At 72.9% G+C, this 24,022-nt stretch carries 25 protein-coding genes and 1 pseudogene; 18 read left to right on the forward strand and 8 right to left on the reverse strand.

Features of this window, described 5'->3' with window-relative positions; genetic code table 11:
* Positions 1–190 precede the first annotated feature (190 nt).
* Positions 191–2,329 (reverse strand): alpha/beta fold hydrolase, encoded by a 2,139-nt coding sequence (locus ACWD4B_RS29505; RefSeq protein ID WP_451423607.1) that lies wholly within the window; start codon positions 2,327–2,329, stop codon positions 191–193.
* A 215-nt stretch (positions 2,330–2,544) separates the two neighbouring features.
* Here ACWD4B_RS29505 and ACWD4B_RS29510 point away from each other — a divergent pair, with 215 nt between their 5' ends.
* From ACWD4B_RS29510 to ACWD4B_RS29545, 8 genes are all read left to right on the forward strand, one after another.
* Positions 2,545–2,739: a hypothetical protein gene (locus ACWD4B_RS29510; RefSeq protein WP_171088065.1), complete on the forward strand. Its 195-nt coding sequence runs from the start codon at positions 2,545–2,547 to the stop codon at positions 2,737–2,739.
* Between the two features lie 56 nt (positions 2,740–2,795).
* Positions 2,796–3,686 (forward strand): N-acetyl-1-D-myo-inositol-2-amino-2-deoxy-alpha-D-glucopyranoside deacetylase, encoded by an 891-nt coding sequence (gene mshB, locus ACWD4B_RS29515; protein ID WP_451423608.1) that lies wholly within the window; start codon positions 2,796–2,798, stop codon positions 3,684–3,686.
* Positions 3,683–4,072, forward strand: coding sequence for a DUF6113 family protein (locus ACWD4B_RS29520; RefSeq protein ID WP_451423609.1), 390 nt, complete (start codon positions 3,683–3,685; stop codon positions 4,070–4,072). The genes mshB and ACWD4B_RS29520 overlap by 4 nt, the downstream gene beginning before the upstream one ends.
* Before the next feature lie 193 nt (positions 4,073–4,265).
* Positions 4,266–6,776: a hypothetical protein gene (locus ACWD4B_RS29525; RefSeq protein ID WP_451423610.1), complete on the forward strand. Its 2,511-nt coding sequence runs from the start codon at positions 4,266–4,268 to the stop codon at positions 6,774–6,776.
* Between the two features lie 242 nt (positions 6,777–7,018).
* Entirely contained in the window at positions 7,019–7,972 is a 954-nt protein-coding gene (locus tag ACWD4B_RS29530) for an ABC transporter ATP-binding protein (protein WP_451423611.1), read from the forward strand.
* Positions 7,969–8,712, forward strand: coding sequence for an ABC transporter permease (locus tag ACWD4B_RS29535; protein ID WP_451423612.1), 744 nt, complete (start codon positions 7,969–7,971; stop codon positions 8,710–8,712). Before ACWD4B_RS29530 ends, ACWD4B_RS29535 begins: the two co-directional genes overlap by 4 nt.
* Positions 8,713–8,758: 46 nt before the next feature.
* Positions 8,759–9,958: a sensor histidine kinase gene (locus ACWD4B_RS29540; protein WP_451423613.1), complete on the forward strand. Its 1,200-nt coding sequence runs from the start codon at positions 8,759–8,761 to the stop codon at positions 9,956–9,958.
* 38 nt (positions 9,959–9,996) lie between these two features.
* Complete coding sequence (locus tag ACWD4B_RS29545; protein WP_451423625.1) at positions 9,997–10,569, forward strand: response regulator transcription factor; 573 nt, start codon at positions 9,997–9,999, stop codon at positions 10,567–10,569.
* A gap of 149 nt (positions 10,570–10,718) precedes the next feature.
* On the opposite strand, the gene ACWD4B_RS29550 is transcribed toward ACWD4B_RS29545, so the two are convergent.
* On the reverse strand, positions 10,719–11,588 hold the full coding sequence (locus ACWD4B_RS29550; protein WP_451423614.1) for a transglutaminase-like domain-containing protein: 870 nt from the start codon (positions 11,586–11,588) through the stop codon (positions 10,719–10,721).
* Positions 11,589–11,620: 32 nt separating this feature from the next.
* Entirely contained in the window at positions 11,621–12,598 is a 978-nt protein-coding gene (locus ACWD4B_RS29555; protein ID WP_451423615.1) for a GNAT family N-acetyltransferase, read from the reverse strand.
* Between the two features lie 114 nt (positions 12,599–12,712).
* On the opposite strand from ACWD4B_RS29555, the gene fdxA reads away from it, so the two are divergent.
* Both fdxA and dapC read left to right on the forward strand, forming a co-directional pair.
* Entirely contained in the window at positions 12,713–13,042 is a 330-nt protein-coding gene (fdxA, locus tag ACWD4B_RS29560) for a ferredoxin (protein ID WP_171087380.1), read from the forward strand.
* Positions 13,043–13,158: 116 nt separating this feature from the next.
* Positions 13,159–14,253, forward strand: a complete 1,095-nt coding sequence (gene dapC, locus ACWD4B_RS29565) for a succinyldiaminopimelate transaminase (protein WP_451423616.1) — start codon at positions 13,159–13,161, stop codon at positions 14,251–14,253.
* Positions 14,254–14,335: 82 nt separating this feature from the next.
* On the opposite strand, the gene ACWD4B_RS29570 is transcribed toward dapC, so the two are convergent.
* Together ACWD4B_RS29570 and ACWD4B_RS29575 are read right to left on the reverse strand one after the other, a co-directional pair.
* Complete coding sequence (locus ACWD4B_RS29570) at positions 14,336–14,713, reverse strand: ATP-binding protein (protein WP_451423617.1); 378 nt, start codon at positions 14,711–14,713, stop codon at positions 14,336–14,338.
* 290 nt (positions 14,714–15,003) lie between these two features.
* On the reverse strand, positions 15,004–15,900 hold the full coding sequence (locus ACWD4B_RS29575; protein ID WP_451423618.1) for a hypothetical protein: 897 nt from the start codon (positions 15,898–15,900) through the stop codon (positions 15,004–15,006).
* 100 nt (positions 15,901–16,000) lie between these two features.
* Between ACWD4B_RS29575 and dapE the strand changes: the two genes are divergently transcribed.
* Together dapE and ACWD4B_RS29585 are read left to right on the forward strand one after the other, a co-directional pair.
* A complete protein-coding gene (dapE, locus tag ACWD4B_RS29580; RefSeq protein ID WP_451423619.1) occupies positions 16,001–17,080 on the forward strand; it encodes a succinyl-diaminopimelate desuccinylase in 1,080 nt (359 codons plus the stop codon).
* Positions 17,081–17,152: 72 nt separating this feature from the next.
* On the forward strand, positions 17,153–17,902 hold the full coding sequence (locus tag ACWD4B_RS29585; RefSeq protein WP_451423620.1) for an LOG family protein: 750 nt from the start codon (positions 17,153–17,155) through the stop codon (positions 17,900–17,902).
* Between the two features lie 21 nt (positions 17,903–17,923).
* Here the strand turns inward: ACWD4B_RS29585 and folP are convergent, their stop codons facing one another.
* Entirely contained in the window at positions 17,924–18,784 is an 861-nt protein-coding gene (gene folP, locus ACWD4B_RS29590) for a dihydropteroate synthase (RefSeq protein WP_451423621.1), read from the reverse strand.
* Positions 18,785–18,837: 53 nt separating this feature from the next.
* On the opposite strand from folP, the gene ACWD4B_RS29595 reads away from it, so the two are divergent.
* Both ACWD4B_RS29595 and ACWD4B_RS29600 read left to right on the forward strand, forming a co-directional pair.
* Positions 18,838–19,245 (forward strand): hypothetical protein, encoded by a 408-nt coding sequence (locus ACWD4B_RS29595; RefSeq protein WP_336414209.1) that lies wholly within the window; start codon positions 18,838–18,840, stop codon positions 19,243–19,245.
* A complete protein-coding gene (locus ACWD4B_RS29600; RefSeq protein ID WP_451423622.1) occupies positions 19,242–19,832 on the forward strand; it encodes a DNA-3-methyladenine glycosylase I in 591 nt (196 codons plus the stop codon). Before ACWD4B_RS29595 ends, ACWD4B_RS29600 begins: the two co-directional genes overlap by 4 nt.
* Before the next feature lie 141 nt (positions 19,833–19,973).
* Here ACWD4B_RS29600 and chcB read toward each other — a convergent pair whose 3' ends face one another.
* Positions 19,974–20,774, reverse strand: coding sequence for a 2-cyclohexenylcarbonyl CoA isomerase (chcB, locus tag ACWD4B_RS29605; RefSeq protein WP_451423623.1), 801 nt, complete (start codon positions 20,772–20,774; stop codon positions 19,974–19,976).
* A gap of 302 nt (positions 20,775–21,076) precedes the next feature.
* On the opposite strand from chcB, the gene ACWD4B_RS29610 reads away from it, so the two are divergent.
* Complete coding sequence (locus ACWD4B_RS29610) at positions 21,077–21,244, forward strand: DUF3117 domain-containing protein (protein ID WP_003985072.1); 168 nt, start codon at positions 21,077–21,079, stop codon at positions 21,242–21,244.
* Between the two features lie 95 nt (positions 21,245–21,339).
* Here the strand turns inward: ACWD4B_RS29610 and ACWD4B_RS29615 are convergent, their stop codons facing one another.
* Positions 21,340–22,008 (reverse strand): O-methyltransferase, encoded by a 669-nt coding sequence (locus ACWD4B_RS29615; protein ID WP_336414206.1) that lies wholly within the window; start codon positions 22,006–22,008, stop codon positions 21,340–21,342.
* 179 nt (positions 22,009–22,187) lie between these two features.
* Here ACWD4B_RS29615 and sigE point away from each other — a divergent pair, with 179 nt between their 5' ends.
* The 3 genes and pseudogenes from sigE to ACWD4B_RS29630 form a co-directional block, all read left to right on the forward strand.
* Positions 22,188–22,955 carry an RNA polymerase sigma factor SigE gene (sigE, locus tag ACWD4B_RS29620; protein WP_171087405.1) on the forward strand — a complete coding sequence of 256 codons (768 nt, stop codon included), beginning with the start codon at positions 22,188–22,190 and terminating at the stop codon, positions 22,953–22,955.
* Positions 22,952–23,641 (forward strand): zf-HC2 domain-containing protein, encoded by a 690-nt coding sequence (locus tag ACWD4B_RS29625; RefSeq protein WP_451423624.1) that lies wholly within the window; start codon positions 22,952–22,954, stop codon positions 23,639–23,641. Before sigE ends, ACWD4B_RS29625 begins: the two co-directional genes overlap by 4 nt.
* A gap of 101 nt (positions 23,642–23,742) precedes the next feature.
* A pseudogene (locus tag ACWD4B_RS29630) lies at positions 23,743–24,022 on the forward strand (hypothetical protein); the annotation flags it as partial.

Genomic DNA, 24,022 nt, shown 5'->3' on the forward strand with positions numbered 1-24,022 from the left:
CCCGGCGGACCTCCGCCACGCGGCGCCGGCGCGCCGTAGGCGCCCCGTAAGGGGCGCGGGGAACTGCGCGATCGGCCACGACGCGCCCGCAGTCGAGGGTGTCGGGGCTTCGCCCCGGACCCCTGGGGTGGTGCTTCGACTGCGGGCCCGGTGGGGGCTTGTCGCGCAGTTCCCCGCGCCCCTTACGGGGCTACGGCTGCCGCAGGCCCAAAGATCGCTTGATGAAGTCGACTTGGAGCAGCAGCAGGTTCTCCGCGACCTGTTCCTGCGGGGTCATGTGCGTCACCCCGGACAGCGGCAGCACCTCGTGCGGACGGCCCGCCGCGAGCAGTGCCGAGGAGAGTCGCAGGGTGTGCGCGGCGACGACGTTGTCGTCCGCCAGGCCGTGAATGATCATCAACGGCCGGTGCTGCTGCGCCACTTGGGACAGGCCGCCGTCCGTGACGAGGGAGTTGCGGGCGTACACCTCCGGCCGCTCGCCCGGGTGCCCCAGATAGCGCTCGGTGTAGTGGGTGTCGTACAGCCGCCAGTCGGTGACCGGGGCGCCCGCGACGCCCGCGTGGAAGACGTCGGGGCGGCGCAGCACCGCGAGGGCGGCCAGGTAACCGCCGTACGACCAGCCGCGGATGGCGACCCTGGTCAGGTCCAGCGGGTACTCCGCGGCGAGCGCGTGCAGCGCCTCGACCTGGTCGTCCAGAGTGACGCCCGCGAAGTCCTCGTGGACGGCCTTCTCCCACGCGGGGGAGGTGTGCGGGGTGCCGCGGCCGTCGGCGACCACCACGGCGAAGCCCTGGTCGGCGAACCACTGCGAGGTCAGATGGGCGTTGTGCGCCGCGGCCACCCGAGGCCCGTGCGGACCGCCGTACGGGTCCATCAGCACCGGCAGCGGCCCGTCGCCGTCCCGGTAACCGGAGGGCAGCACGACCGCGCACGGAATGCGGCGGGAGCCCGCGCGGGTGAGCCGGGCGCGCGTGGCGAGCACCGGCGTCTCGGCGTAGGAGGGCACGACGGCGGTCTGCTTGCCGTCGCACAGCACCCGCACCTGCGTCCCCGGGCGTTCCATCGACACCGAGACGAGCACCGTCACCGCACCCGACCGCACGGCCGAGTGCCGGCCCGGCTCCGCCGAGAGCCGCACCACGCCCTCCCCGTCGACTCGCTCGTCGACCCGGTACACGTGCATCTCGCCCGTCTCGTCGTCCGCCGCCTCCGGCCCCGCGGACGCGGTGACGAGCACGCCGTCGGCGGCGACGTCCAGCACGGACTGCACGTGCAACTGCGGCCCGGTCAGCGCCCGGTCGCCGACCAGCAGCACCCGCGCGCCGTCCCGGTCGGCGATGCGCACCAGCTCGCCGTCGGGGGTCCAGGCGGGCACTCCGACGAACAATTCAAGCCACTTCGGATCCTCTTCCGTGTGCAGCACCTGTGTGCCGCCCGTGCCCGGGTCCACCGTCAGATACGCCTGGGAGCGCTGGTCCCGCGCCTGGACGAGCAGCAGCGGCGGGCCATCCGCCGACCAGTGCACCCGCGCGAGGTAGGGGTAGCGGTCCCGGTCCCACGCAATGTCCGTCCGGGTGCCGTCCAGGCGCAGCAGGGACAGCGTCACCTCGGCGTTGGGCGTGCCGGCCGCCGGGTAGGCGACCTCGGCGGGCTCGCGGCCCGGGTTCGCCGGGTCGGCGATCCACCAGCGCTGCACGGGCCCGTCGTCGGTGCGGGCGGCCAGCAGGGCATCGCCCTCCGGGGACCACCAGAAGCCGCGGAAGCGGTGCATCTCCTCGGCCGCGACGAACTCGGCGAGCCCCCAGGCGACTCCGGGACCGTCCGGCTCGGCCAGCGCCCGGTCGCCGCTGCCGTCCGCCTCCGTCACCCGCAGGGCGCCGCCGGAGACATAGGCCACCCGGCGGCCGTCGGGGGAGGGCCGCGGGTCGATCACCGGGCCGGGGGCGTCCAGTTCGCGGGCGGTGCCGCTGCGCAGCTCGGCAACGAAGAGCCGCCCCGAGAGGGTGAAGGCGGCCAACTCCGCGGCGTCGTCCACCGCGTACCCCACGACCCCCGCCGACCCCTCGCGGGTGCGCTCGCGCCGCGCCCGCTCCTCGGCGGACAGCTCCTCGGCGGAACCGCCCAGCAGGACGGCGGGATCCGCCGCCGGGTACTCCCGGCCCGTCTCCGGATCGAGCACCCACAGGACGTTCGCCCGGTCCGTACCGGAACGCGAGCGCAGGAAGACGACACGCGTGCCGTCGGGCGACACGGAGAACGACCGTGGCGCACCGAGGGAGAAGCGTTGTGTGCGGGCGTGCTGACGGGGGAACGAGGGCAGTCCGGTCATGTGCGCGAGCCTACGGCCCGTACCACCGGGCACGTTCGGAACGGCGAGAACTCGCCGTGCGCCCCGGGTTTGCTTCCGTGCACCGAGTCATGCGAGGGCACGGAAAGTTATGATCGCTCGCGCACCGTGGGTATGTCTTCGGCATCACCCGCGCCGTGTCCCGCCCGAGCATGCCTTCGTCCGACCCGACCGCGTGTACCTGGAGGTGAACCGCCTTGGCACTCTCGATCTCCGTGGTGGTGCTATTGGCGATCGTCGTCTTCCTGCTGGTCCAGAAGTCCGGACTGAAGACCGGCCACGCCGTGCTCTGCATGCTGCTGGGCTTCTACCTGTCGAGCTCCTCGTTCGGGCCGACCATCCGCCAGCTGACGACGAGCATCACGGGAATGATCAGCAGCTTCAAGTTGTGACCCGCGGTGTACGGGCCCGCTCCCCGGCGGGCCGCCGCGGCTCGTAGTCTGGAGCCATGACCGACCTTCCCGGCCGCCGGCTGCTCCTGGTGCACGCGCACCCGGACGACGAATCGATCAACAACGGCGCGACCATGGCCAAGTACGCCGCCGAGGGCGCCCACGTCACCCTGGTGACCTGCACGCTCGGCGAGGAGGGCGAGGTGATCCCGCCGGACCTGGCGCACCTCGCCGCGGACCGGGACGACACCCTCGGCGCCCACCGGCAGGGCGAACTCGCCGCCGCGATGAAGGAGCTGGGCGTCACCGACCACCGCCTCCTCGGCGGCCCCGGGCGCTACCGCGACTCCGGGATGATGGCCTCCGCGCAGAACGAGCACCCCGGGTGCTTCTGGCGGGCCGACGTGGACGAGGCCGCCGCATCCCTCGTTGAGGTGATTCGCGAGGTGCGGCCGCAAGTGCTCGTCACCTACGACCCGGACGGCGGCTACGGCCACCCCGACCACATCCAGGCCCACCGCGTCGCCATGCGCGCCGCCGAGCTGGCGGCCGAGCCGGACTTCCGCCGCGACCTCGGCGAGCCGCACGCGATCGCCAAGGTCTACTGGAACTGCGTTCCGCTCTCCGTCGTCGAGGAGGGCTTCGCCCGGCTGCGGGCCCTGGGCACGGAGAACCTCTTCCCCGGCATCGCCACCGCGTCCGATGTGCCCGGTGTGCTGCCGGATGCGGAGGTCTCCGCCGAAATCGACACCGCTGCGTACGCGCCCGCCAAGTCGGCCGCGATGCGGGCCCATGCCACGCAGATCGCCGTGGACGGCCCCTTCTTCGCCCTCTCGAACGACCTGGGCCAGCCGCTCTTCCCGTGCGAGTACTACCGGCTCGTCAAGGGCAGACCCGGCGTCGAGGGCGGCCGGGAGCACGACCTCTTCGCAGGAGTGGACGCATGAACGGCCTTGTCACTCCGCCCAGTTTCGGGCGCCTCGCGGCGTATGTCCTGTTGGCGGTCCTCGGATTCGCCGTCGGCGTCGCCGGGTCGCTCGTCCAAGGCGGCTGGTTCCCCGCAGGGTTGCTGCTCGCCCTGCTCGGTATCGCGGGACTCTGCTACGGCGGCCTGACGGCCACCGGCACCCGGGTCGGCGGGGCCGCACCCGGCGCCGGCTGGCTCGTCGCCGTGCTGATGCTCTCGACCACCCGGCCGGAAGGCGACTTCCTGTTCGGGGCGGGAATCGGCTCCTACGTTTTCCTGCTGGGCGGGATGATCGTGGCTGTGATGTGCGCCACGCTCCCGAGACTGCCGCAACCGGGCGGGCCTGCGGCCCGACTTGGCAAGTGACGTGACCATTTCGGCCTGACGACGGTGCGATTGCCGCTCGCCCGGTCCGTGGCCTGATCCGGCGGTCGTCAAATACGCGCCCGTGGTGCCCAGTATGGTGGTGCGCGCCGCCGAGCCTCCCCCTGGCCTCCGGCGATGGGTGACCCCGAGCGAGGTCAACGAGGGCGGCAAAGAGTAACCGGGAGAACCTGCTTTGAGCCGTGAATCTGACAGTTCGTCCTCCACGCCCCAGGGTCGAGGCGGAGCCACCGCCTACCCCTCGGGCACGCCGCCGTACGGGACCGCATCCGGCCCCGGCACGGACGGTGCGGCCGCGGCTGCCGGGCCGGACGAGCCGAAGCTGACCGAGACCACGCTGACGACGCGGATCCGTATCAACATCCCGGGCTCGCGGCCCATCCCGCCCGTCGTCATGCGCACCCCCGTCGCCGGGGGCGGCGAGGACGAGGGCCCGCCCGCCGCGCCCGCCGCCAAGGCCGCTCCGGCCGTTCCCGCCCCGGCCGCCCCCGAGGCGCCCGCCGCGGCGGAGCCGGCGGCGGAGAAGGCCGCTGACAGGACCAGCGACTGGTTCGCGCCCCGCAAGGGGTCCGCGGGCGGCGCCCCTGCCGCCCCCGCGCCTGCTCCGGCCCCCGCCCCGGCCCCTGCGCCGCGGCCCGCGCCCCGGACACCGGCCGCCCCGGCGGCGGCACAGGGCGACAGGCCGCCGCTGCCGAAGCGCGGTGCCCCCGGCTCGGCCGCCCCGTGGCGCGGCGGCCCGCCCGCCGGCATGAGCAGCGGCTCGCTGTGGGAGAAGGGCGCGCCGGGCCGCTCCGTGGGCTCGGGCGACGCCCCGTACGTGGGCGGCCCCGCCACGGACGGCACCGCCGGTGCGGGCATGGGCACGGGCGCCGCGCCCATGGCCGGTGACCCGTCCACCACCGGTGCGACGCCGTGGCCGAACGGCCAGGCCGCCGACGACTGGCCTGCGCCGGGCGGCAGCCCCGCCCCCATGGCCGGCGATCCGTCGACGACGGGTGCGACGCCGTGGCAGCAGCCGGTCGGTCAGGCCGACGACTGGCCGGGCGGTTCTTCGACGACGGGTTCCCTGCCCGTTCCCGGTGACCCGTCCACGACGGGCACCATGCCCTTCCCGGGCGATCCGTCGACGACCGGTGCGACGCCGTGGCAGCAGCCGGTCGGCCAGATCGACGACTGGCCCGGCGGTTCCTCGACCACCGGCACCATGCCCGTGCCGGGCGACCCGTCCACCACCGGTGCGACGCCGTGGCAGCAGCCGGTCGGTCAGGCCGACGACTGGCCCGGCGGTTCCTCGACGACGGGAACCGTGCCCGCGCCCGCCGCCCCCGCGGCCGGCGGCAAGGGCTCCTGGGAGCGCGTCGGCCCGGCGGCGGGCGCGGCGGCCGCCGCATCCGGTGCCGGTGCCACGCAGCAGTTCCCCGCGGCCGTGCCCGGCGAGGGCGCCCCGCTGACCCCGCAGGCGCCGCCCTCCAAGAAGAAGCGCGGCCCCAAGGGCGGCAAGGGCGGCGGAAGCGTTCCGGCTCCGTCCAGCGAGACGCTGGTCAGCGGCGTGCCCGCCGCCGTGCCCCCGGCGGCCGGACAGGGGCCGAAGCCTCCGATAGACAGCGGCGCGCCCCGCATGTCGGTGCCCAAGCCCAAGACGCAGGTCCCGCCGCCCCCGCCCGCGCCCAAGAGCGAGGACAAGAAGGCCGCGCCCGCGGCGAAGGCGAAGAAGAGCGCGCCCGCGAAGAAGGGCGGCGGCCGCTCGCGGCTCGTCCTGCTGGGCGGCGGCATCGTCGGCCTGGTCGGCGTCGCGTACGCCGCCGGCCTGCTGATGGACCACGCGGACGTGCCCAACGGCACCACCGTGCTCGGCGTCGACATCGGCGGCTCCTCCAAGGAGGCGGCCGTGCAGAAGCTCGACTCCGCCCTGGGCAGCCGGGCCGGCGCTCCGCTCCAGGTCACGGTCGGCGGCAGGACGGCGCAGCTCAAGCCGTCCGTGGCGGGCCTGTCCATCGACACCCAGGCCACCGTGCGGTCCGTGTCCGGGCGGGACTACAACCCGCTCACCGTCATCGGCTCGCTCTTCGGCGGCTCCCGCAAGGCCGAGCCCACCGTGATCGCGGACGAGGAGAAGATCGGTTCCGCGCTCAAGGCGCTGTCCGGCGAGACGGGCGCGGCAGGCGACGGCACCATCAAGTTCGAGCCGGGCAAGGCCGTCGCCGTCTACGGCAAGGCGCACGAGGGCCTGGACATGGACAAATCGGTGCAGGTCATCTCGGACGCGTACAAGGCCCGGGTGGCCGGCGGCCCGGACAAGCCGGTGGCGCTGCCCAGTTCCTCCGGCCAGCAGCCGAAGGTGAGCAACGCCGAGGTCGACCGGATGATGAAGGACTTCGCGGAGCCCGCGATGTCCGGTCTGGTCACCGTGCAGACGGACCCGGCGCACAAGATCCAGTTCGGTCCGGACCGCTCGCTGCCGAAGATCCTTTCCGTCAAGGAGGTCAACGGCAAGCTCGTCGAGAGCTACGACCTGGAGGCGCTCAAGGAGCTGTACGGGAGCGCGTTCAACGGCGTCCTGATCCAGCGCGGCGACGGCACGAAGAAGCCGGTCATGCCGCAGGACGTCGCCGGGGCCCTCGGCAAGGCGTTGCGCGGCAAGACGCCGGCCGACCGCATCGCCACGATCGCGGTCAACGGGAGCTGAGCGCCCCGTAAGGGGCGCGGGGAACTGCGCGACCAGCCACCGACGGCCCGCAGCTGAAGCACAACCTTGGTGGGTCCGGGGCGAAGCCCCGGGGCGCATCGACTGCGGGTGCGTCGTGGCTGAGCGCGCAGTTCCCCGCGCCCCTTACGGGGCGCCAGGGCGCGGCCCCATGACATCTGTCATCCCCGGTTCACGACGACCGACACTGCAGGTGCCGCTCGCGGCCGGGGATGATGGTCGGCATGACCACTACAGCAACGTTCACGGGGGACGGGCGCCGCACCGGCGGCGCCCCCGTGGTCAGTTTCGACAACGTCAGCAAGTCCTACGGCAGTGTCAAGGCCGTGGCCGATCTCCACCTCGAACTCCACCCGGGCGAAACCGTCGCCCTGCTCGGCCCCAACGGCGCGGGCAAGTCGTCCACCCTCGACCTGCTGCTCGGGCTGCGCAATCCCGACGCGGGCCGGGTCCGGCTCTTCGGGACGACCCCGCAGCAGGCCATCGCGCAGGGCAAGGTCGGCGCGATGCTGCAGAGCGGCGGCCTGATGGAGGACGTGAAGGTCCGCGAGCTGGTGAAGCTCGCCTGCGACCTGCACCCGCGCGCCTACCCGGTCGACCGCGTGATGAAGAACGCGGGCGTCGAGGAGATCGCCGACCGCATGGTCAACAAGCTCTCCGGCGGCCAGGAGCAGCGCGTGCGCTTCGCGCTCGCGACCGCGGGCGCCAACGAGCTGATCGTGCTCGACGAGCCGACGACCGGCATGGACGTCTCGGCCCGCCAGGCCTTCTGGGCCGTGATGCGCGAACAGGCCAACGAGGGCCGGGCGGTGCTCTTCGCCACCCACTACCTGGAGGAGGCCGACGCGATCGCCGACCGCGTGATCGTGCTGCACCGCGGCCGGGTCCTCGCGGACGGCTCGGCGGCCGAGATCAAGGCGAAGGCCGGCGCCCGGCGCATCGTCTTCGACCTGGAGGGGCCGATCAACGAGGCCGCCCTGCGCGAACTGCCCTTCCTCGCCAACCTGGAGATATCGGGCCGTACCGTCCGCATCCAGTCCCACGACGCCGACTCCACCGTGCACGCGCTCTACGGGCTCGGCTTCTTCCCCCGCAACCTCGAGGTCGCGGGCCTCGGCCTGGAGCAGGCCTTCATCGCCATCACCGAAGCCGCGACCGCCGAAGAGGCAGCCCGATGAACACCCTGATCAAGCTCGAAATCACGCGCACACTGCGCAACAAGAGGTTCATGTTCTTCTCGGTCGCCTACCCGGCGATCCTCTACACGGTGATCGCGGGCGGCGCGAGCACCGAGGAGCTCGTCAAGGGCACCCACCTGACGCTCCCGCTGCTGATGATGGTCTCCATGGCCTCCTTCGGCGCGATCACCGCCGTCCTGGTGGGCAATAGCGAGCGGATAGCCAAGGAGCGCGAGAAGGGCTGGGTCCGCCAGCTGCGCCTCACCGCGCTGCCGGGCCGCGGCTATGTGACGGCGAAGGTCGCCTCGGCGGCCGTCGTGTCGCTGCCGTCGATCGTCGTCGTGTTCATCGTCGCCGCTGCCGTGAAGAACGTGCGCTTCGACGGGGTCTGGCAGTGGTTCGCGCTGACCGGGGTCATCTGGGCGGGCAGCATCGTCTTCGCCGCGCTGGGCGTGGCGATCGGCTACCTCGTCACCGGTGACGCCGTGCGTCCCGTCACGTTCATCGTGTACTTCGTCCTGTCGATCCTGGGCGGCCTGTGGATGCCGACCGCGACCTTCCCGCACTGGGTGCAGAAGATAGCGGAGTGGGTGCCCACCCACGCCTACGCGGCGCTCGGCCAGGCCATCGAGCAGGGCCACGCCCCGCACGCGAAGGACGTGGCCCTGATGGTCGCCTACGGTGCGCTCTTCGCGGGTGCCGCCGCCTGGCTGTACCGCAAGGACACGCACAAGTCCTGACGGAGTGTCAGTTATCGGCCCGGGCGGCGACGGGGAGACTGCGAGCATGAACGAGCACAACGACCCCATGGGAAAGGTCGCAGAGAGCCCCTTCGCCCGGGTCGGCAAGGCGCCGGAGGACTGGCGCCATCTGCTGATCAAGGCCTGCTGGACGTTCCTCTACATGTCGTACCTGTACTACGCAGTGGACGACCTGAGGAGCGGAAGGCACACGCAACTCGCCGTCCACCTCGGCTGGATCGGCCTGGTCGCCTTCGTGGCCGGCTACTTCTACCTCGTCCTCGCCCCGCGGCCCAAGGGCGACACACTCCGGCGGATCGCCCTGCTCGGCGGGCTGTACGTCCTCGCGCTGACCCTGGCGCTGACGCTGGGCGGGGCGTGGACGGTCCTGCTGGTGTACGTCTCCATCTCCAGCGGCGTGATGCTGCCGCTGAAGTGGTCGCTGCGGTCCGTCCCGTTCGTCTCGCTCACCGTCTTCCTGCTCGGCATGTTTGAGCACGCGGCCACCGTCGAGGTGCTGCTGCTCGTGCTGCCCACCTTCCTGGGCGGCGCCGCGATGATCGCCGTGATGCAGATGGGCCGCACCATGCGGGAGTTGCGCGAGGCACGGGCGACCGTCGCCCACCTCGCCGCGAACGAGGAACGGCTGCGGCTCGCCCGGGACCTGCACGACCTGCTCGGGCACTCGCTCTCCCTCATCACGCTCAAGAGCGAGCTCGCCGGGCGGATGCTCCCGGAGCACCCCGAGAAGGCCGCGCAACAGGTCGCTGACATCGAAAGGGTCAGCCGGCAGGCCCTGGTGGACGTCCGGGAGGCGGTGAGCGGATTTCGCCGCCCCACCCTGGAGGCCGAACTCGCCGGAGCCCGCACCGCCCTGGCCGCGGCCGGCATCGCCGTCGACCTCGCCGGGGCGCCCGCCCACCACCCGGACCTCGCGCCCGACACGGAGGGCGCCCTGGCCTGGGCGCTGCGGGAGGCGGTGACCAACGTGGTGCGGCACAGCGGGGCCCGCCGCTGCGAGGTGACCGTCGCGGAGCAGGGCGACGAACTCTGCCTCACGGTCACCGACGACGGGCACGGCCCCGGCGGCCCGTACGGCAACGGCCTGACCGGCCTGACGGAGCGCCTGGCGCTGGCCGACGGGCGAATGGAGACGGACCCGGCACCGCACGGAGGCTTCCGGCTGCGGGCGTACGTCCCGCTCTCGCGCAGGGCGGAGCCCCGGCCGCCTACCCTGTCGGTGTGACACAGCAGATCCGCGTACTCCTCGCCGAGGACCAGTCCATGGTCAGGGAAGCCCTGGCCGCGCTGCTCGGGCTGGAGGACGACATCGACGTGGTCGTCCAAGTGGCCAGGGGCGACGAGGTGCTGGACGCCGCCAGGGCCACGCCCGTCGACGTCGCCCTGCTGGACATCGAGATGCCGGGCATGACGGGCCTGGAGGCGGCCGCGGTACTGCGGCGCGAGCTTCCGGCGCTGAAGGTGGTCGTCCTGACCACCTTCGGGCGCCCCGGCTATCTGCGCCGCGCGATGGAGTCCGGCGCGGACGCCTTCCTGGTGAAGGACGCGCCCGCGGCACGGCTGGCGGACGCACTGCGCAGGGTGCTGCGCGGGGAACGGGTCATCGACCCGACCCTCGCCGCGGCGGCCCTCGCGGACGGCGCGAACCCGCTGACGGACCGCGAGCGCGCGGTCCTCACGGCCTCGGCCGACGGCTCGACCAACGCGGAACTCGCCGCGCGGCTGCACCTGTCGAACGGCACCGTCCGCAACTACCTGTCCACGGCCATCCAGAAGACGGGGGCACGGAACCGCGCGGAGGCCGTTCGCATTGCGCGGGACAAGGGGTGGCTGTAGGGCCCCGAAGGGGCGCGGGGAACTGCGCGACCGGCCACAGCCGGCCTGCAGCCGACGCACCACCCCAGAGGTCCGGGGCGAAGCCCCGGGGACGTCAACTGCGGGCGCGTCGTGGCTGGTCGCGCAGTTCCCCGCGCCCCTGACGGACGTCAGTTCAGCATCGCCCGCGCGGCCAGCGCCCGGCGCCGGACCGACTCCGCCACCGTCGGGTCCGCCACCGCCACGACCTCCGCGTACTCCTCCATCTCGCGCGCGCCCCGCGCGAAATCCCCTCGCTCCACGAGGAGTTCCGCCCGCTCGAAGCGCAACCGCGCCGGATGACTGGGCAGGAGGAGCGCCAGCTCCACCGCCCACAGCTGAACGTCGCTCCGCTCCGGCCGTGCCGCCGCCCACGCGCGGATGTTGTTGAGCACCCGCAGCACGATGTCCAGCGGCTCGGCCGGCGAGAACATCGACGGCGACAGCGGCGCCCCGGTCGCCCCGGCGACCAGCAGCCCCGCGTCGTCCTCGGACAGGATCCGTCCCCCGTCGAACGGATCGACCAGAACGTGGTGGCCGTACGGGTCCCCGAAGCCGACCACGAAGTGCCCCGGCAGGGCCACCCCGTACACCGGCGCCCCGGCCCGGCGGGCCGTCTCGATCCACACCACCGACAGCAGGATCGGCAGGCCGCGCCGCCGCGCCAGCACCGCGCCCAGCAGCGAGGACTCCAGGCGCCGGTAGTCGGCGGGCGCACCGTGGAAGCCGCACCGCCCGCCCAGCAGCTCCGCGAGCGCCTCCGCCCAGCGCTGCGGCTCCGCCCCGCGCAGCAGCGCGGGCAGCAGCCCGGCGAGGCGGTCCAGTTCTATCTGCGCCTCGTCGACGGCGCGCTCGGCGCCGCCCTCCTCCCCGGCCGCCGCCTCCTGCTCGACCAGCAGGCACAGCAACGCCAGGTCGGGCCGTTCCTCCCGGGCCGCCGCGGCGAACCGCCGCCGGCGATGGGGGTCCCCCCAGCGGTAGCTGGGGGAGGTGTCGTCCATGGCTGCCTCCCTCCTCCATGGTGCGGCCGTGACTACGGCCGCGGCTCGCGGCGGTAGTGGTAGGCGTGGTGGGTGGTGAAACCGAGCCTGTCGTACAGCGCCCCGGCTCCGCCGTTGTCCGCTCTGACCTGGAGATACGCCGCCGAGGCGCCCTCGTCCAGGGCCTGTTGCGCCAGCCGGGCCATGATCAGCCCGCCCAGCCCCTGCCGACGCTGCTCGGGGGCCACCACCAGCGCGGAGAACCCGGCCCACCGGCCGTCGACCACGCACCGTCCGATGGCCGCGCCGGGCACTGACGCGAACCACACCGACTGCCCGCCGGTGAGCACCGCCCGCGCGTCCTCTGCGCCGCCCTCGGCAGGCCCGTACACGGCCAGCCACTCCGCATCCGGCTCGCGGGAGAGCAGCACCGCGCCCGTGTCGGCACCGGTGTCGGCGACCGGCGCGAGCGCGGCCGTCAGGATCCGTGCGCCCCGCTCGACCGTCCAGCCGCGCCCGGCCAGCTCGGCGTCGAGAGCCTCGGCCTGACCGGCGGGAATCTGGAACCGGGCCGGCAGGCCGCGCTCCCGGTACCAGGCCGCGACCCGGTCCACGGCCTCCGGCAGCGGCAGCCCGGGGGAGCCGAGGGGCAGCGCCGAGTTGGCCCGGGCGGTGAAGCCGCCCGCGGCCCGCAGGGTCCAGTCGCCCAGCCGCTCCGTCTCCCGCGCGGGCCAGCCGCGCGCCGCGGTCTCCTGCAGCTCGCGCACCGTGGCCGCCGGGCCCCGGCGGCGGGGCGGAGCGGCGGGCACCACCTTGCCCGCGACGAGCGCCCGCTCGGGAATTTCAATGGTTTCCCCAGTCCTGCGAGTGATCCGCAGCACACCGCCTTCCCAGGAGACGAGCTCTCCGACGGTGTCGGTGAACCGTTCCGGGGACCGGACGGAGTCGTTCAGTCGCCGCACGGAGACCCTTTTTCCCACATCTGCCGCGGTGATCCGGACTTCCAGTCTTCCGCCCGTGGTGAATTCCACAGCTCTGCCCGCCCCTCTTGTTCGTCATGTGCCCGGGGAGGGAGATACTAGGTGTGGGCATCGACGACGCCGCGCTCCCGCGCGAGATTGGCCCTACCGAGGAGGAACGACAGCGTGACCTACGTCATCGCGCAGCCTTGTGTCGACGTGAAGGACAAGGCGTGCATCGAGGAGTGCCCCGTCGACTGCATCTACGAGGGCTCCCGGTCCTTGTACATCCACCCGGACGAATGTGTCGACTGCGGTGCCTGTGAGCCGGTCTGCCCGGTCGAGGCGATCTTCTACGAGGACGACACCCCGGAGGAGTGGAAGGACTACTACAAGGCGAACGTCGAGTTCTTCGACGAGCTCGGTTCGCCCGGTGGAGCCTCCAAGCTCGGCCTGATCGAGCGGGACCACCCCTTCATCGCCGCGCTGCCGGCGGACATCAACCCGCAGCACTGACGGCAGCCGCCCGCGGCCCCGTACGGCCTTCCGCCGTGCGGGGCCGCGGTGCTACGTGCCGCACCCCGGACGGACCACCCCAGCACAAGAGCCAGCACAAGAGAGCGAGCGATCACGTGGGCGCAGTCTCCTCCCGTCTCCCCGTCTTCCCCTGGGACCGGCTCGAGCCGTACAAGGCCACGGCGGCCGCCCACCCGGACGGCATCGTCGACCTGTCGGTGGGCACCCCCGTCGACCCGGTCCCGGCGATCGTCCAGCGGGCGCTGACCGACGCCGCGGACAGCCCCGGCTACCCCACGGTGTGGGGCACGCCCGCGCTGCGCGACGCCCTGACCGGCTGGGCGGAGAGCCGCCTCGGCGCCCGGGGCATCGCCCACGCGAACGTGCTCCCGATCGTCGGCTCCAAGGAGCTGGTGGCCTGGCTGCCGACCCAGCTCGGCCTCACCGCGGGCGACAAGGTCGCCTACCCGCGCCTCGCCTACCCGACCTACGAGGTGGGCGCCCGGCTGGCCGGCGCCGAGCCCGTCGTCTACGACGACCCGACAGAGCTCGACCCCACGGGCCTGAAGCTGCTCTGGCTGAACTCGCCGTCCAACCCCACCGGCCGTGTCCTGTCCGTGGACGAGCTGCGCCGCACGGTCGCCTGGGCCCGTGAGCACGGGGTGCTGGTCTTCAGCGACGAGTGCTACCTGGAGCTGGGCTGGGAGGCCGACCCGGTCTCCGTGCTGCACCCGGACGTCTGCGGCGGTTCGTACGAGGGCATCGTCGCCGTCCACTCGCTCTCCAAGCGCTCCAACCTGGCCGGCTACCGCGCCGCGTTCCTGGCCGGTGACGCCGCGGTGCTCGGCGAGCTGCTGCAGATCCGCAAGCACGGCGGGATGATGGTGGCCGCGCCCGTCCAGGCGGCCACCGTCGCCGCCCTCGGCGACTCCGCGCACGTCGCGGAGCAGCGCGAGCGCTACGCCCGCCGCCGGGCGAAGCTGCGCGCCGCGTTCGAGGCCGCGGGCTTCCGGATCGAGCACAGCGAGGCCTCGCTGTACCTGTGGGCCACCCGGGACGAGCCCTGCTGGGACACGGTCGCCGATCTGTCGAAGCGCGGCATCCTCGTCGCGCCGGGCGAGTTCTACGGTGCCGCGGGCGAGCGGTTCGTACGGATTGCGTTCACCGCGACCGACGAACGGGTGGAGGCGGCGGTCCGTCGCCTGGCGTAGGCCCGGCACCCGTGATGCGAAAGGGGCCCGGGAGAGCGAGTCGCTCTCCCGGGCCCCTGCGCGTTCCGTGTGGGGAACGGCGTCAGCCGCCGATCGGCAGCTGCCCGGTGGGCAGGTGCCCCGCGGTCTGGCCGACGGCACCGCTGGCGGAGCCCAGCACCTGCTGCCCGGCCGACTGGAGCTTCGGCGCGGTCTCGCTGCCGGTCTGCCCGACCACGTGCTTGGTCGTCTCGACAGCCTTGTTGCCGACCCCGGTCGCCACGCCTCCGGCCTTCTGGGTGGCCCCGGAAACGGTGTTGACCGCGTGCGAGGTGTCCGCCGCGCTCAGCCCGCTGGCCAGGTCGGGGGTCTGCGCCAGGTCCGCGGCGTTCGCGGCACCGGAGGCGCCGAGGACGGTACCGGCGCCCGCTGCGACGAACAGGGCGACCTGGGCGATCCGACGCGTGAGGGGGAGGGACATGTTTCTCCTTGTGACGGAGTGAGAGGTCGATTGCTGTCCGGCGAGCGGACGCAGTGACTACCGCGTGAGTCCCTTGAAGGTTGCGGTGAACCAAGGTAAAGAGTTGGCAATGCGTCGCATTATCGGCTCTACAGGAAACCCGTCAAACCGGACCTGCCGAGTGGGTGCGTAAAAGCGCTACAAGCCGTTCATCGCAAGGAAGTTGGGGGTTCTTCGGGAATGTGTGCGGAGGGCTTGCCGGGCGGCAATTACGGTACGCGGGGCGTACGTCCCGGGGGTGGCCCGTCGCACTACTGAACGGTGGTGATGCGAACCGTCGGAGCGGAACCGGCGTCCTTCTTGTCCTTCGACTTCTGCCAGCCGTCCTTCGCGTCCTCGGCGGTCCACACCCGGCCGTCGAAGGACACGCGCGCGATGCGCAGTTCGGCCGCGTGGGCCACCGCCCAGGACGCCAGCGCCCAGCCGCGCCGCTGCGTCCCCTCCTCCGGAGCCTGCGGCGACGGCTGCACGGGCACCGTCACCGTGCCCGTCCCGCTCGACATCACCGGCTGCACCGACGGGCCGAACTCGCGCTCCAGCTTGGAGCTCACCGCCGACGCGTCGCCCGCCTTGCCGTCCCCGGGGCTGGGCGTGCAGCTGAACGCGGCCGTCTGGCGGCCCGTGAGCGCCGACGCCAGCAGCGAGGCGTCCGGCTCGTGTTTGGCGTACGCCTGCGGGAAGCCGCTGCGCTGCACCTTCTGCGCGGCCACCGTCAGCGGCAGCCGCGAGTAGCCCGGCACCTGCACCAGGTGGTCGTAGAACTTCCCCGCCGAGTAGACCGGGTCGGTGATCTGCGCCGCGGTGCCCCAGCCCTGCGTCGGCCGCTGCTGGAACAGGCCCAGCGAATCGCGGTCCCCGTGGTGGATGTTGCGCAGCCCCGACTCCTGCATCGCCGTGGCCAGCGCGATGGTCACGGCCCGCTCGGGCAGCCCGCGCGAGGTCCCCACGGCCGAGATCGTCGCCGCGTTCACCGCCTGCTCGGGCGAGAGGGCGTACGACTGCCCCTGGGCGCGCGCGGTGCACCGCGGGGCTCCCGGGCCGCCCGTCACCAGCTGGGCGATGCCGTAGCCGATCAGTGCCAGCAACACGGCACAGGCGGCTACGGTCCGCAGCAATCGGCCACGACGGGCGGTGGAGATCCGGGGCATGCGCCCACGTTACTTGAGAGTCCTGGCAACATCCGTCCCTGCCCTCCGCGCCGGGCCGTAGCGTTCCCGCCCGGCCGTACCGCCGGTTAGGCTCCAGGTCATGGACCCCATGGCACTCGACCTGTCCCTCGACGCAGCCGCCCTCACCGCCCGGCTGGTCGACATCCGTTCGGAGAGCGGTACGGAGAAAGAACTGGCCGATGCCATCGAGACCGCGCTGCGGGCCCTGCCGCACCTGACGGTCCACCGCTACGGCAACAACGTCGTGGCCCGCACCGAGCTGGGCCGCGCCGAACGCGTCGTCCTCGCCGGGCACATCGACACTGTTCCCATTGCGGACAATGTGCCCTCGCGCCTAGACGAGAACGGCGTGCTCTGGGGCTGCGGCACCAGCGACATGAAGTCCGGCGTCGCCGTGCAGCTGCGCGTCGCCGCGACCGTCCCCGAGCCCCACCGCGACCTCACGTTCGTCTTCTACGACAACGAGGAGGTCGCCGCCCACCTCAACGGCCTCGGCCACCTCGCCGACGCCCATCCGGAGTGGCTGGCCGCCGACTTCGCCGTGCTGCTGGAGCCCTCCGACGCCCAGGTCGAGGGCGGCTGCCAGGGCACCTTGCGGGTGCTGCTGCGGACCGCCGGCGAGCGCGCCCACTCCGCCCGCAGCTGGATGGGCTCCAACGCCATCCACGCCGCCGCCCCGATCCTCGCCCGGCTGGCCGCGTACGAGCCCCGACGACCCGTCATCGACGGGCTGGAGTACCACGAGGGCCTCAACGCCGTCCGCATCGAGGGCGGCGTCGCGGGCAACGTCATCCCCGACGCCTGCACCGTGACGGTGAACTTCCGCTACGCCCCCGACCGCTCCCCGGAGGACGCCCTCGCCCACGTCCGCGAGGTCTTCGCGGACTGCGGCATCACGGAGTTCGTCGTCGACGACCACTCGCCCGGCGCCCTGCCCGGGCTCTCCCACCCGGCCGCCGTGGCCTTCATGGAGGCCGTGGGCGGCACCGCACAGCCCAAGTTCGGCTGGACGGACGTCTCCCGCTTCAGCGCGCTCGGCGTGCCCGCCGTCAACTACGGTCCCGGTGACGCGTTGTACGCGCACAAGCGCGACGAGCACGTGGCCGTCGAGAAGATCCATCACTGCGAGGAGCGGCTGCGCCGCTGGCTCACCTCCTGAGACATCCCGGCTGAAACATCCCGGGTGGGCCTACGCTGAACAGCAACGATCCACAGCGGAGGGAGCGTACGCATGGTCAACCCCGAAGGGACGCGCGCACAGCGGGAACAGCGCCGGGGGCCGGTCGTCAGACGCCACGGCCAGATGCAGGCGGGCACCACCGACCAGCATTTGCTGGACACCCGCGGGACCGCGGACTGGGTGCACGAGGATCCCTTCCGGGTGCTGCGCATCCAGTCCGAGTTCGTCGAGGGCTTCGGCGCCCTCGCCGAACTGCCCCCCGCCATCAGCGTCTTCGGCTCCGCCCGCACCCGGCGCGGTACCCCGGAGTACAAGGCCGGGGTGGCCATCGGCCGCGGCCTGGTCGAGGCCGGCTTCGCCGTCATCACGGGCGGCGGCCCCGGCGCCATGGAGGCGGCGAACAAGGGCGCCATGGAGGCGGGCGGCGTCTCCGTGGGCCTGGGCATCGAGCTGCCCTTCGAGCAGGGCATCAACCCGTACGTGAACCTGGGCGTCGACTTCCGCTACTTCTTCGTCCGGAAGACGATGTTCGTGAAGTACGCGAGCGGCTTCGTCGTCCTGCCCGGCGGACTGGGCACGCTGGACGAGCTCTTCGAGGCGCTCACCCTCGTCCAGACCAAGAAGGTCACGCGCTTCCCGATCGTCCTGTTCGGCACCGCGTACTGGCAGGGCCTGGTCGACTGGATGCGGGACACCCTCATCGCCCAGGGCAAGGCGGGCGAGGCCGACCTGCAGCTGTTCCACATCACGGACGACGTGGACGAGACGATCGAGGTGGTGACGAAGGAGGCGGGGACGTAAGGCGCCTGCGCGCCGCGCCTGTCAGGCCAGCCCGCGCCGGGCCACCGCAGGTGCCCGGTGCCCGGCAATGGTGGCCACCATGTCCACCACCTGCTTCGTCTCGGCGACTTCGTGCACCCGGTACACCTGCGCCCCCAGCCACGCCGACACGGCCGTCGTGGCGAGCGTCCCCAGCAGCCGCTCCTTGACCGGCTTGTCGAGCGTCTCGCCGACGAAGTCCTTGTTGGACAGCGAGACCAGCACCGGCCAGCCCGTCTCCGCCATCTCGCCCAGCCGGCGGGTCGCCTCCAGCGAGTGCCGGGTGTTCTTCCCGAAGTCGTGCCCGGGGTCGATCAGGATGCCGTCGCGCCGCACGCCCAGCCCGACGGCGCGCTCGGCCAGGCCGAGCGTGACGTCGAGGATGTCCTGCATCACGTCGTCGTAGACCACCCGGTGCGGCCGGGTGCGCGGCTGGACGCCGCCCGCGTGCGTGCACACCAGGCCCGCCCCGTACCGGGCCGCGACCTCGGCCAGCTTCGGGTCCACGCCGCCCCACGCGTCGTTGAGCAGATCGGCGCCCGCCTCGCAGACCGCCTCGCCCACCTCGTGCCGCCAGGTGTCCACGCTGATGACCACGTCGGGGTGGCGCCGGCGGACCTCCGCCACGAAGCCGACCGTGCGGCGCGCCTCCTCCTCGGCGGTGACCTCCTCGCCGGGACCGGCCTTGACCCCGCCGATGTCCACGATGGCCGCGCCCTCCGCGACGGCCTGCTCGACGCGGGCCAGCGCGGGCTCGTCGCGGAAGGTGGCGCCCTGGTCGTAGAAGGAGTCCGGGGTCCGGTTGACGATCGCCATGATCACCGGTTCGTGCTCACCGAACTCGCGTCGTCCCAGCCGCAGCATCGTGTCTTACTCCCTCTCCGTGGTCAGGCAGCGACCTTAACTGTCAGTGCGGCATGGCACGATCGGGGTGGACGGTTCGGCTGACGGAGGACTACGGGGAGACGTTCGTGTTCTGGTTCCTGCTCATCGCGCTGGTCGTGGTGGTCGCCGCGGTCACCCTCGCCGTCGCCGGGGGAGGCGGGGCCGGAGCGCTGCCCGAGTCCGGGCCCGACGCCGCCTTCCGGCCGTTCCCCGCCCAGCGGCCGCTGGGCAGGGCGGACGTCGAGGCGCTGCGCCTGCCGGTGGCCCTGCGGGGCTACCGCATGACCGAGACCGACGATGCGCTCGACCGGCTCGGCGCCGAGCTCGCCGAGCGGGACGCGCGCATCGCCGAGCTGGAGGCGGCGCTGGCGGGAGCCCAGGCCGCGGCCATCGAGCGCGAGCGCCGGGCGCCGTCCGGCGAGGAGGAGGGACGGTCGTGAGCGGACCCGGAACGGTCGTCGGGCCGGACGGGCTGCGGCGCTGCCCGTGGGGCCTGGAGGCGGAGTCCATGGCGGACTACCGCGCGTACCACGACACCGAGTGGGGCCACCCGGTCCACGGCGACGACGCCCTGTTCGAGCGGATATGCCTGGAGGCCTTCCAGTCCGGGCTGTCGTGGCTGACGATCCTGCGCCGCCGGGAGGGCTTCCGCGCGGCCTTCGCGGGCTTCTCCGTCGAGAAGGTGGCGGCCTTCACGGAGGAGGACCAGGCGCGGCTGCTCGCCGACCCCGGCATCATCCGCAACCGCGCCAAGATCGCGGCTGCGGTCGGCAACGCGCGGGTCGCCGCGCAGCTGGGGGAGGGCGAGCTGGACGCCCTGGTGTGGTCGTACGCACCCTCGGGCCGCCGGGCCGCCCCGCGCACGAGCGCGGACGTCCCGGCGGTGACACCGGAGTCGACGGCCCTGGCCAAGGACCTCAAGAAGCGGGGCTTCCGCTTCGTGGGCCCGACGACGGCGTACGCCCTCATGCAGGCATGCGGGCTGGTGAACGACCACTTGGCCGGGTGCGCTGCGCGCGGCGCGTAGCGCCCCGTCAGGGGGCGCGGGGAACTGCGCGACAAGCCACGACGCGCCCGCAGACGACTGCAGCCCCGGGGCAGTGCGTCGGCTGCAGGCCGTCGGTGGCTGATCGCGCAGTTCCCCGCGCCCCCTGACGGGGCCCCCGGTTCAGCGGCCCAGGAAGCGGGGACGCTCCTTCTTCACGAACGCCTCCACCGCGATGTGGTGGTCCTCCGACCGCGCGGCCCGCGTCTGGAGTTCGTCCTCCTTCGCCAGCGCCTCGCCCAGCGAGGCCCCGGCCCCGTACGCGAGCGACTCCTTGATCGCCGCGTAGGCGACCGTCGGCCCCCCGGCGAGCCGCCGGGCCACGGCCTCCGCCTCGGCGGCCAGTTCCGCCGCCGGGACGACCCGGTTCGCGATGCCCAGTTCGCGGGCCTCGTCCGCGCTCACCGTGCGCGGGAAGAGCAGCAGGTCCGAGGCGCGGCTGTGGCCGATCAGGCGGGGCAGCGTCCAGGAGACCCCGGAGTCGGCGGTGAGGGCCACCCCGGCGAAGGAGGTCGTGAAGGACGCGGTGTCCGCGACGACCCGGTAGTCGGCCGCGAACGCGAAGCCCGCGCCCGCGCCGGCGGCCACGCCGTTGACCCCCGCCACGACCGGCTTCGGCATCTGCACGATGGCCGAGACGATCGGGTTGTAGTGCTCCGCGACGGTCGTCATGGCCGTCGCCGTGCCGTGCTCGCGGTCGGCGGCCAGTGCGCCGATGTGTTCCTTGAGGTCCTGGCCCACGCAGAACGCCCGTCCGGTGGCGGTCAGCAGCACGGCCCGTACGGCGGGGTCCGCCGCGGCCTGCTGCAGGCTGTCCCGAAGACCGCACTTGGTCTCGGTGTTGAGCGCGTTCATGGCGTCGGGGCGATTCAGTGTGATCGTCGCGAGCCCGTCGGCCACCTCGTAGAGCACGGCGTCGGCCATGGTGCGGATCCCTCCCTCTCGGCTGCTGCGTCTGCGGGGCTCAGCATGCCGGAGATCATCCGCAGCCGATATGTGACCTGCGTCAAAGAATCGGCTCTGTGTACGGGCGCAGCCCGGGGTCAGGGGGATGGCCCGATCCCCGAATTGAGTGGTTTTGCGGGAGGGTGTTGCCGAAGGGATGCGGACCGATGTTGGTCATTGGGTCGCGCGATGCGGGATAATGGCCTGGAAGCAATGTGTTCGATGCCGGTGACACCTGGGTTGTCGGCTGCGACGAGCTGGTTTCAGGAAGGGGAACGAGCATGGCGGCCATGAAGCCGCGGACGGGCGATGGCCCGCTCGAGGTGACCAAGGAGGGGCGGGGCATCGTCATGCGGGTTCCGCTCGAAGGCGGCGGTCGTCTCGTCGTCGAGCTGACCCCTGACGAGGCCAAGGCTCTCGGCGAGGCCCTGGAGAAGGTCACCGTCTGACGACGGCCCACAATCCCCCACCACTGCCCTGTCGCCTCCGGCGCGGGGCAGTGGTGTTTTCCGGGGGTGTTTTCCGGGGCGCCCCGTAAGGGGCGCTACCCGCGCCGGACGGCGCAGAGGAGCCCGTCCCCCACCGGGAGGAGCGACGGCATCAGCACCGTCGACTCCCGTACCGCCCGCAGCAGTTCCCGCACCCGCTGCACCTCCGCCGGAGGCGCCACGGTCGAGTCGACCGTGCGGCCGTCCGCGAAGACGCCCTCGAAGCAGACGAGTCCGCCGGGGCGCAGCAGGCGCAACGATTCCGCTAGATAGTCCAGGCACTCCATCCGGTCGCCGTCGCAGAAGACCAGGTCGTACCCGCCGTCTGCGAGCCGCGGCAGCACCTCCAGGGCGCGGCCGGGGATGAACCGCGCCCGGTTGCCGGCGAAGCCGGCCGCGCGGAACGCCTGACGGGCGAACTGCTGGCATTCCGGGTCGCTGTCCACGGTGGTCAGCACGCCGTCCGGCCGCATGCCGTGCAGCAGATGGATACCGGACACCCCGGTGCCGGTGCCGATCTCGGCGACGGCCTTGGCGTCCGCCGCACCGGCGAGCAGGCGCAGCGCAGCCCCGGTGCCGGACGACACCGAGCGGAGGCCCGCCTCCCGGGCCCGGTCCCGGGCCCAGCGCGTTGCCTCGTCCTCGGCTACGAACGCATCGGCGAACGCCCAGCTCGTCTGCCGGTTGCCGGTAATGGCCCTCTCCTGTCCCCGTGGTCGACGCACCCGTGACTGTATCCGCTGCCCACGGGAACCCGCAGATGGGACCGGGCGTTGGGAGAGGTGGAAGGCGGTGGCCGGATCCCGGCGCCGGCCGGCATGGTCCGGTGACGAGGGGATCACTCCAGGTCAAGGCCAAAAACCGGGTCAAAAAAGCTTATCCGGAGCTAACGGGCGAGGTGGATATGGTAGGGGCTCCACTGGACACCACCAGAGCCGACAGGGGAGGTGCGGCTGCGGGCGGAGACCGCCGGGGAGTGCTGAGGCGCTTCCGCAGGTCCGCCGCCGAGCCGAAATCCGTGACCTACACCGCTGACAGTTCTCCCACCGCAGCCACCGCAACGTTCACCGCCGATGCGGATGCGCAGGCGTGGACTCCTCCCAGCTGGGAGGAGATCGTCAGCACGCACAGCGCACGGGTCTACCGCCTCGCCTATCGCCTCACGGGCAATCAGCACGATGCCGAGGACCTCACGCAGGAGGTCTTCGTCCGTGTCTTCCGCTCGCTGTCGACGTACACGCCGGGGACGTTCGAGGGGTGGCTGCACCGCATCACCACCAACCTCTTCCTCGACATGGTGCGCCGCCGGCAGCGCATCCGCTTCGATGCGCTCGGCGAGGACGCGGCGGAGCGGCTCCCCAGCCGGGAGCCGTCGCCCCAGCAGCACTTCAACGACACGCACTTCGACGCGGACGTCCAGCAGGCGCTGGACACCCTCGCCCCGGAGTTCCGGGCGGCGGTCGTGCTCTGCGACATCGAGGGCCTGTCCTACGAGGAGATCGCCGCGACGCTCGGCGTGAAGCTCGGCACCGTGCGCAGCCGTATCCACCGCGGCCGCTCCCACCTGCGCAAGGCGCTTCAGCACCGGTCGCCCGCCGCCCGGGCCGAGCGGCGTGAGCCGGCGGGGGTGGCCCCCGGAGTCCAGCTGAGTGGGGAGGTCGGGATCGCGTGACCGGTTCAGGCGGTCAGTCCCCCGCCGAGCACCACCTCGGCGACCGTCTCGCGGCACTGGTCGACGGGGAGTTGGGGCACGAGTCCCGGGAGCGGGTGCTCGCGCACCTCGCGACCTGCCGCACCTGCAAAGCGGAGGCCGACGCGCAGCGACGGCTCAAGAGCGTCTTCGCGGAGGCGGCGCCTCCACCGCTCTCCGCAGGCCTGCTCGCCCGGCTGCAGGGCCTGCCGGGCAGCGAGGGCGGAGACTCCGACCGGGGCGCCGGCGGCCAGGGAAAAGCCGCCGGCTTCGGCGCTCTCGCCGGGTCGACGTTCACCCTCCTCCCGGCCGTCGCCCCACAGCCCCGTGACAGCGGCTTCCGGATCCACGAGGTCGAGCGCGCCGGCGGCACCCGCCGCCGCTTCGCGTTCGCGGCGGCCGGAGCGGTGTCGCTGGCGGCCCTCGCACTGGTCGGCGCCCAGCCGTTGGAGACCCCGGCCGACCCGGTACGGGCCCGCGCGGGCGACCCGGGCGTGACGACGACCTCGCTGAACATGACGCCGGACATGGCGCCGGGCCGCTTCGCGGACAACGACCCCTATGCGGCACCGCAGTCGGCCTTCAACACGGCCCTGCTGCGTCCGTCCGGCGCCCCGGTCCTCCCGCCGCTGGCACGCGCCTCGCTCCCCGTGCACGCCACCCACTGATTCCCGCCATCGCCCCCGGGCCCGGTCCGCGGGCCCTCCGGGACCTGGAAGAATCCTCCCCGGACGGCGGGCCCTGAGGGCGGGACGGTGGGGGAATCACGATGGACCAGGCGGAATCGGCTGCGCCGCGCACCACGAAGGGCGCCCTCGACGCCGCGTACCCCCGCCCCACGATCCCGACCCAGCCGACGGCCGCGCCCCATGAGGAGCGCGAGGAACCGCGCGACCAGCCCCCCACGGCCTGCAGCCGAAGCACCTCCCCGGGAGCGTCGGCTGCGGATGCGTCGTGGCCGGTCGCGCAGTTCCCCGCGCCCCTCACGGGGCCGGAGCCCGGGCCGTGGCGGTACGACCCCTGGGCCGTCGTGCCCGAGCAGCGGTCCG

This window comes from Streptomyces sp. NPDC002536 (assembly GCF_053594995.1).

Bases quoted from the DNA above. Each gene is read 5' to 3' on its own strand.
- ACWD4B_RS29530 (WP_451423611.1), top strand. From the start codon at position 7,019: ATGACCACTACAGCAACGTTCACGGGGGACGGGCGCCGCACCGGCGGC.
- ACWD4B_RS29545 (WP_451423625.1), top strand. From the start codon at position 9,997: ATGGTCAGGGAAGCCCTGGCCGCGCTGCTCGGGCTGGAGGACGACATC.
- ACWD4B_RS29520 (WP_451423609.1), top strand. From the start codon at position 3,683: ATGAACGGCCTTGTCACTCCGCCCAGTTTCGGGCGCCTCGCGGCGTAT.
- ACWD4B_RS29570 (WP_451423617.1), bottom strand. From the start codon at position 14,713: ATGTCCCTCCCCCTCACGCGTCGGATCGCCCAGGTCGCCCTGTTCGTC.
- ACWD4B_RS29595 (WP_336414209.1), top strand. From the start codon at position 18,838: ATGGCACGATCGGGGTGGACGGTTCGGCTGACGGAGGACTACGGGGAG.
- ACWD4B_RS29540 (WP_451423613.1), top strand. From the start codon at position 8,759: ATGAACGAGCACAACGACCCCATGGGAAAGGTCGCAGAGAGCCCCTTC.
- folP (WP_451423621.1), bottom strand. From the start codon at position 18,784: ATGCTGCGGCTGGGACGACGCGAGTTCGGTGAGCACGAACCGGTGATC.
- ACWD4B_RS29575 (WP_451423618.1), bottom strand. From the start codon at position 15,900: ATGCCCCGGATCTCCACCGCCCGTCGTGGCCGATTGCTGCGGACCGTA.
- ACWD4B_RS29550 (WP_451423614.1), bottom strand. From the start codon at position 11,588: ATGGACGACACCTCCCCCAGCTACCGCTGGGGGGACCCCCATCGCCGG.
- mshB (WP_451423608.1), top strand. From the start codon at position 2,796: ATGACCGACCTTCCCGGCCGCCGGCTGCTCCTGGTGCACGCGCACCCG.
- ACWD4B_RS29610 (WP_003985072.1), top strand. From the start codon at position 21,077: ATGGCGGCCATGAAGCCGCGGACGGGCGATGGCCCGCTCGAGGTGACC.
- dapE (WP_451423619.1), top strand. From the start codon at position 16,001: ATGGACCCCATGGCACTCGACCTGTCCCTCGACGCAGCCGCCCTCACC.
- ACWD4B_RS29505 (WP_451423607.1), bottom strand. From the start codon at position 2,329: ATGACCGGACTGCCCTCGTTCCCCCGTCAGCACGCCCGCACACAACGC.
- ACWD4B_RS29535 (WP_451423612.1), top strand. From the start codon at position 7,969: ATGAACACCCTGATCAAGCTCGAAATCACGCGCACACTGCGCAACAAG.
- sigE (WP_171087405.1), top strand. From the start codon at position 22,188: ATGGTAGGGGCTCCACTGGACACCACCAGAGCCGACAGGGGAGGTGCG.
- ACWD4B_RS29585 (WP_451423620.1), top strand. From the start codon at position 17,153: ATGGTCAACCCCGAAGGGACGCGCGCACAGCGGGAACAGCGCCGGGGG.
- chcB (WP_451423623.1), bottom strand. From the start codon at position 20,774: ATGGCCGACGCCGTGCTCTACGAGGTGGCCGACGGGCTCGCGACGATC.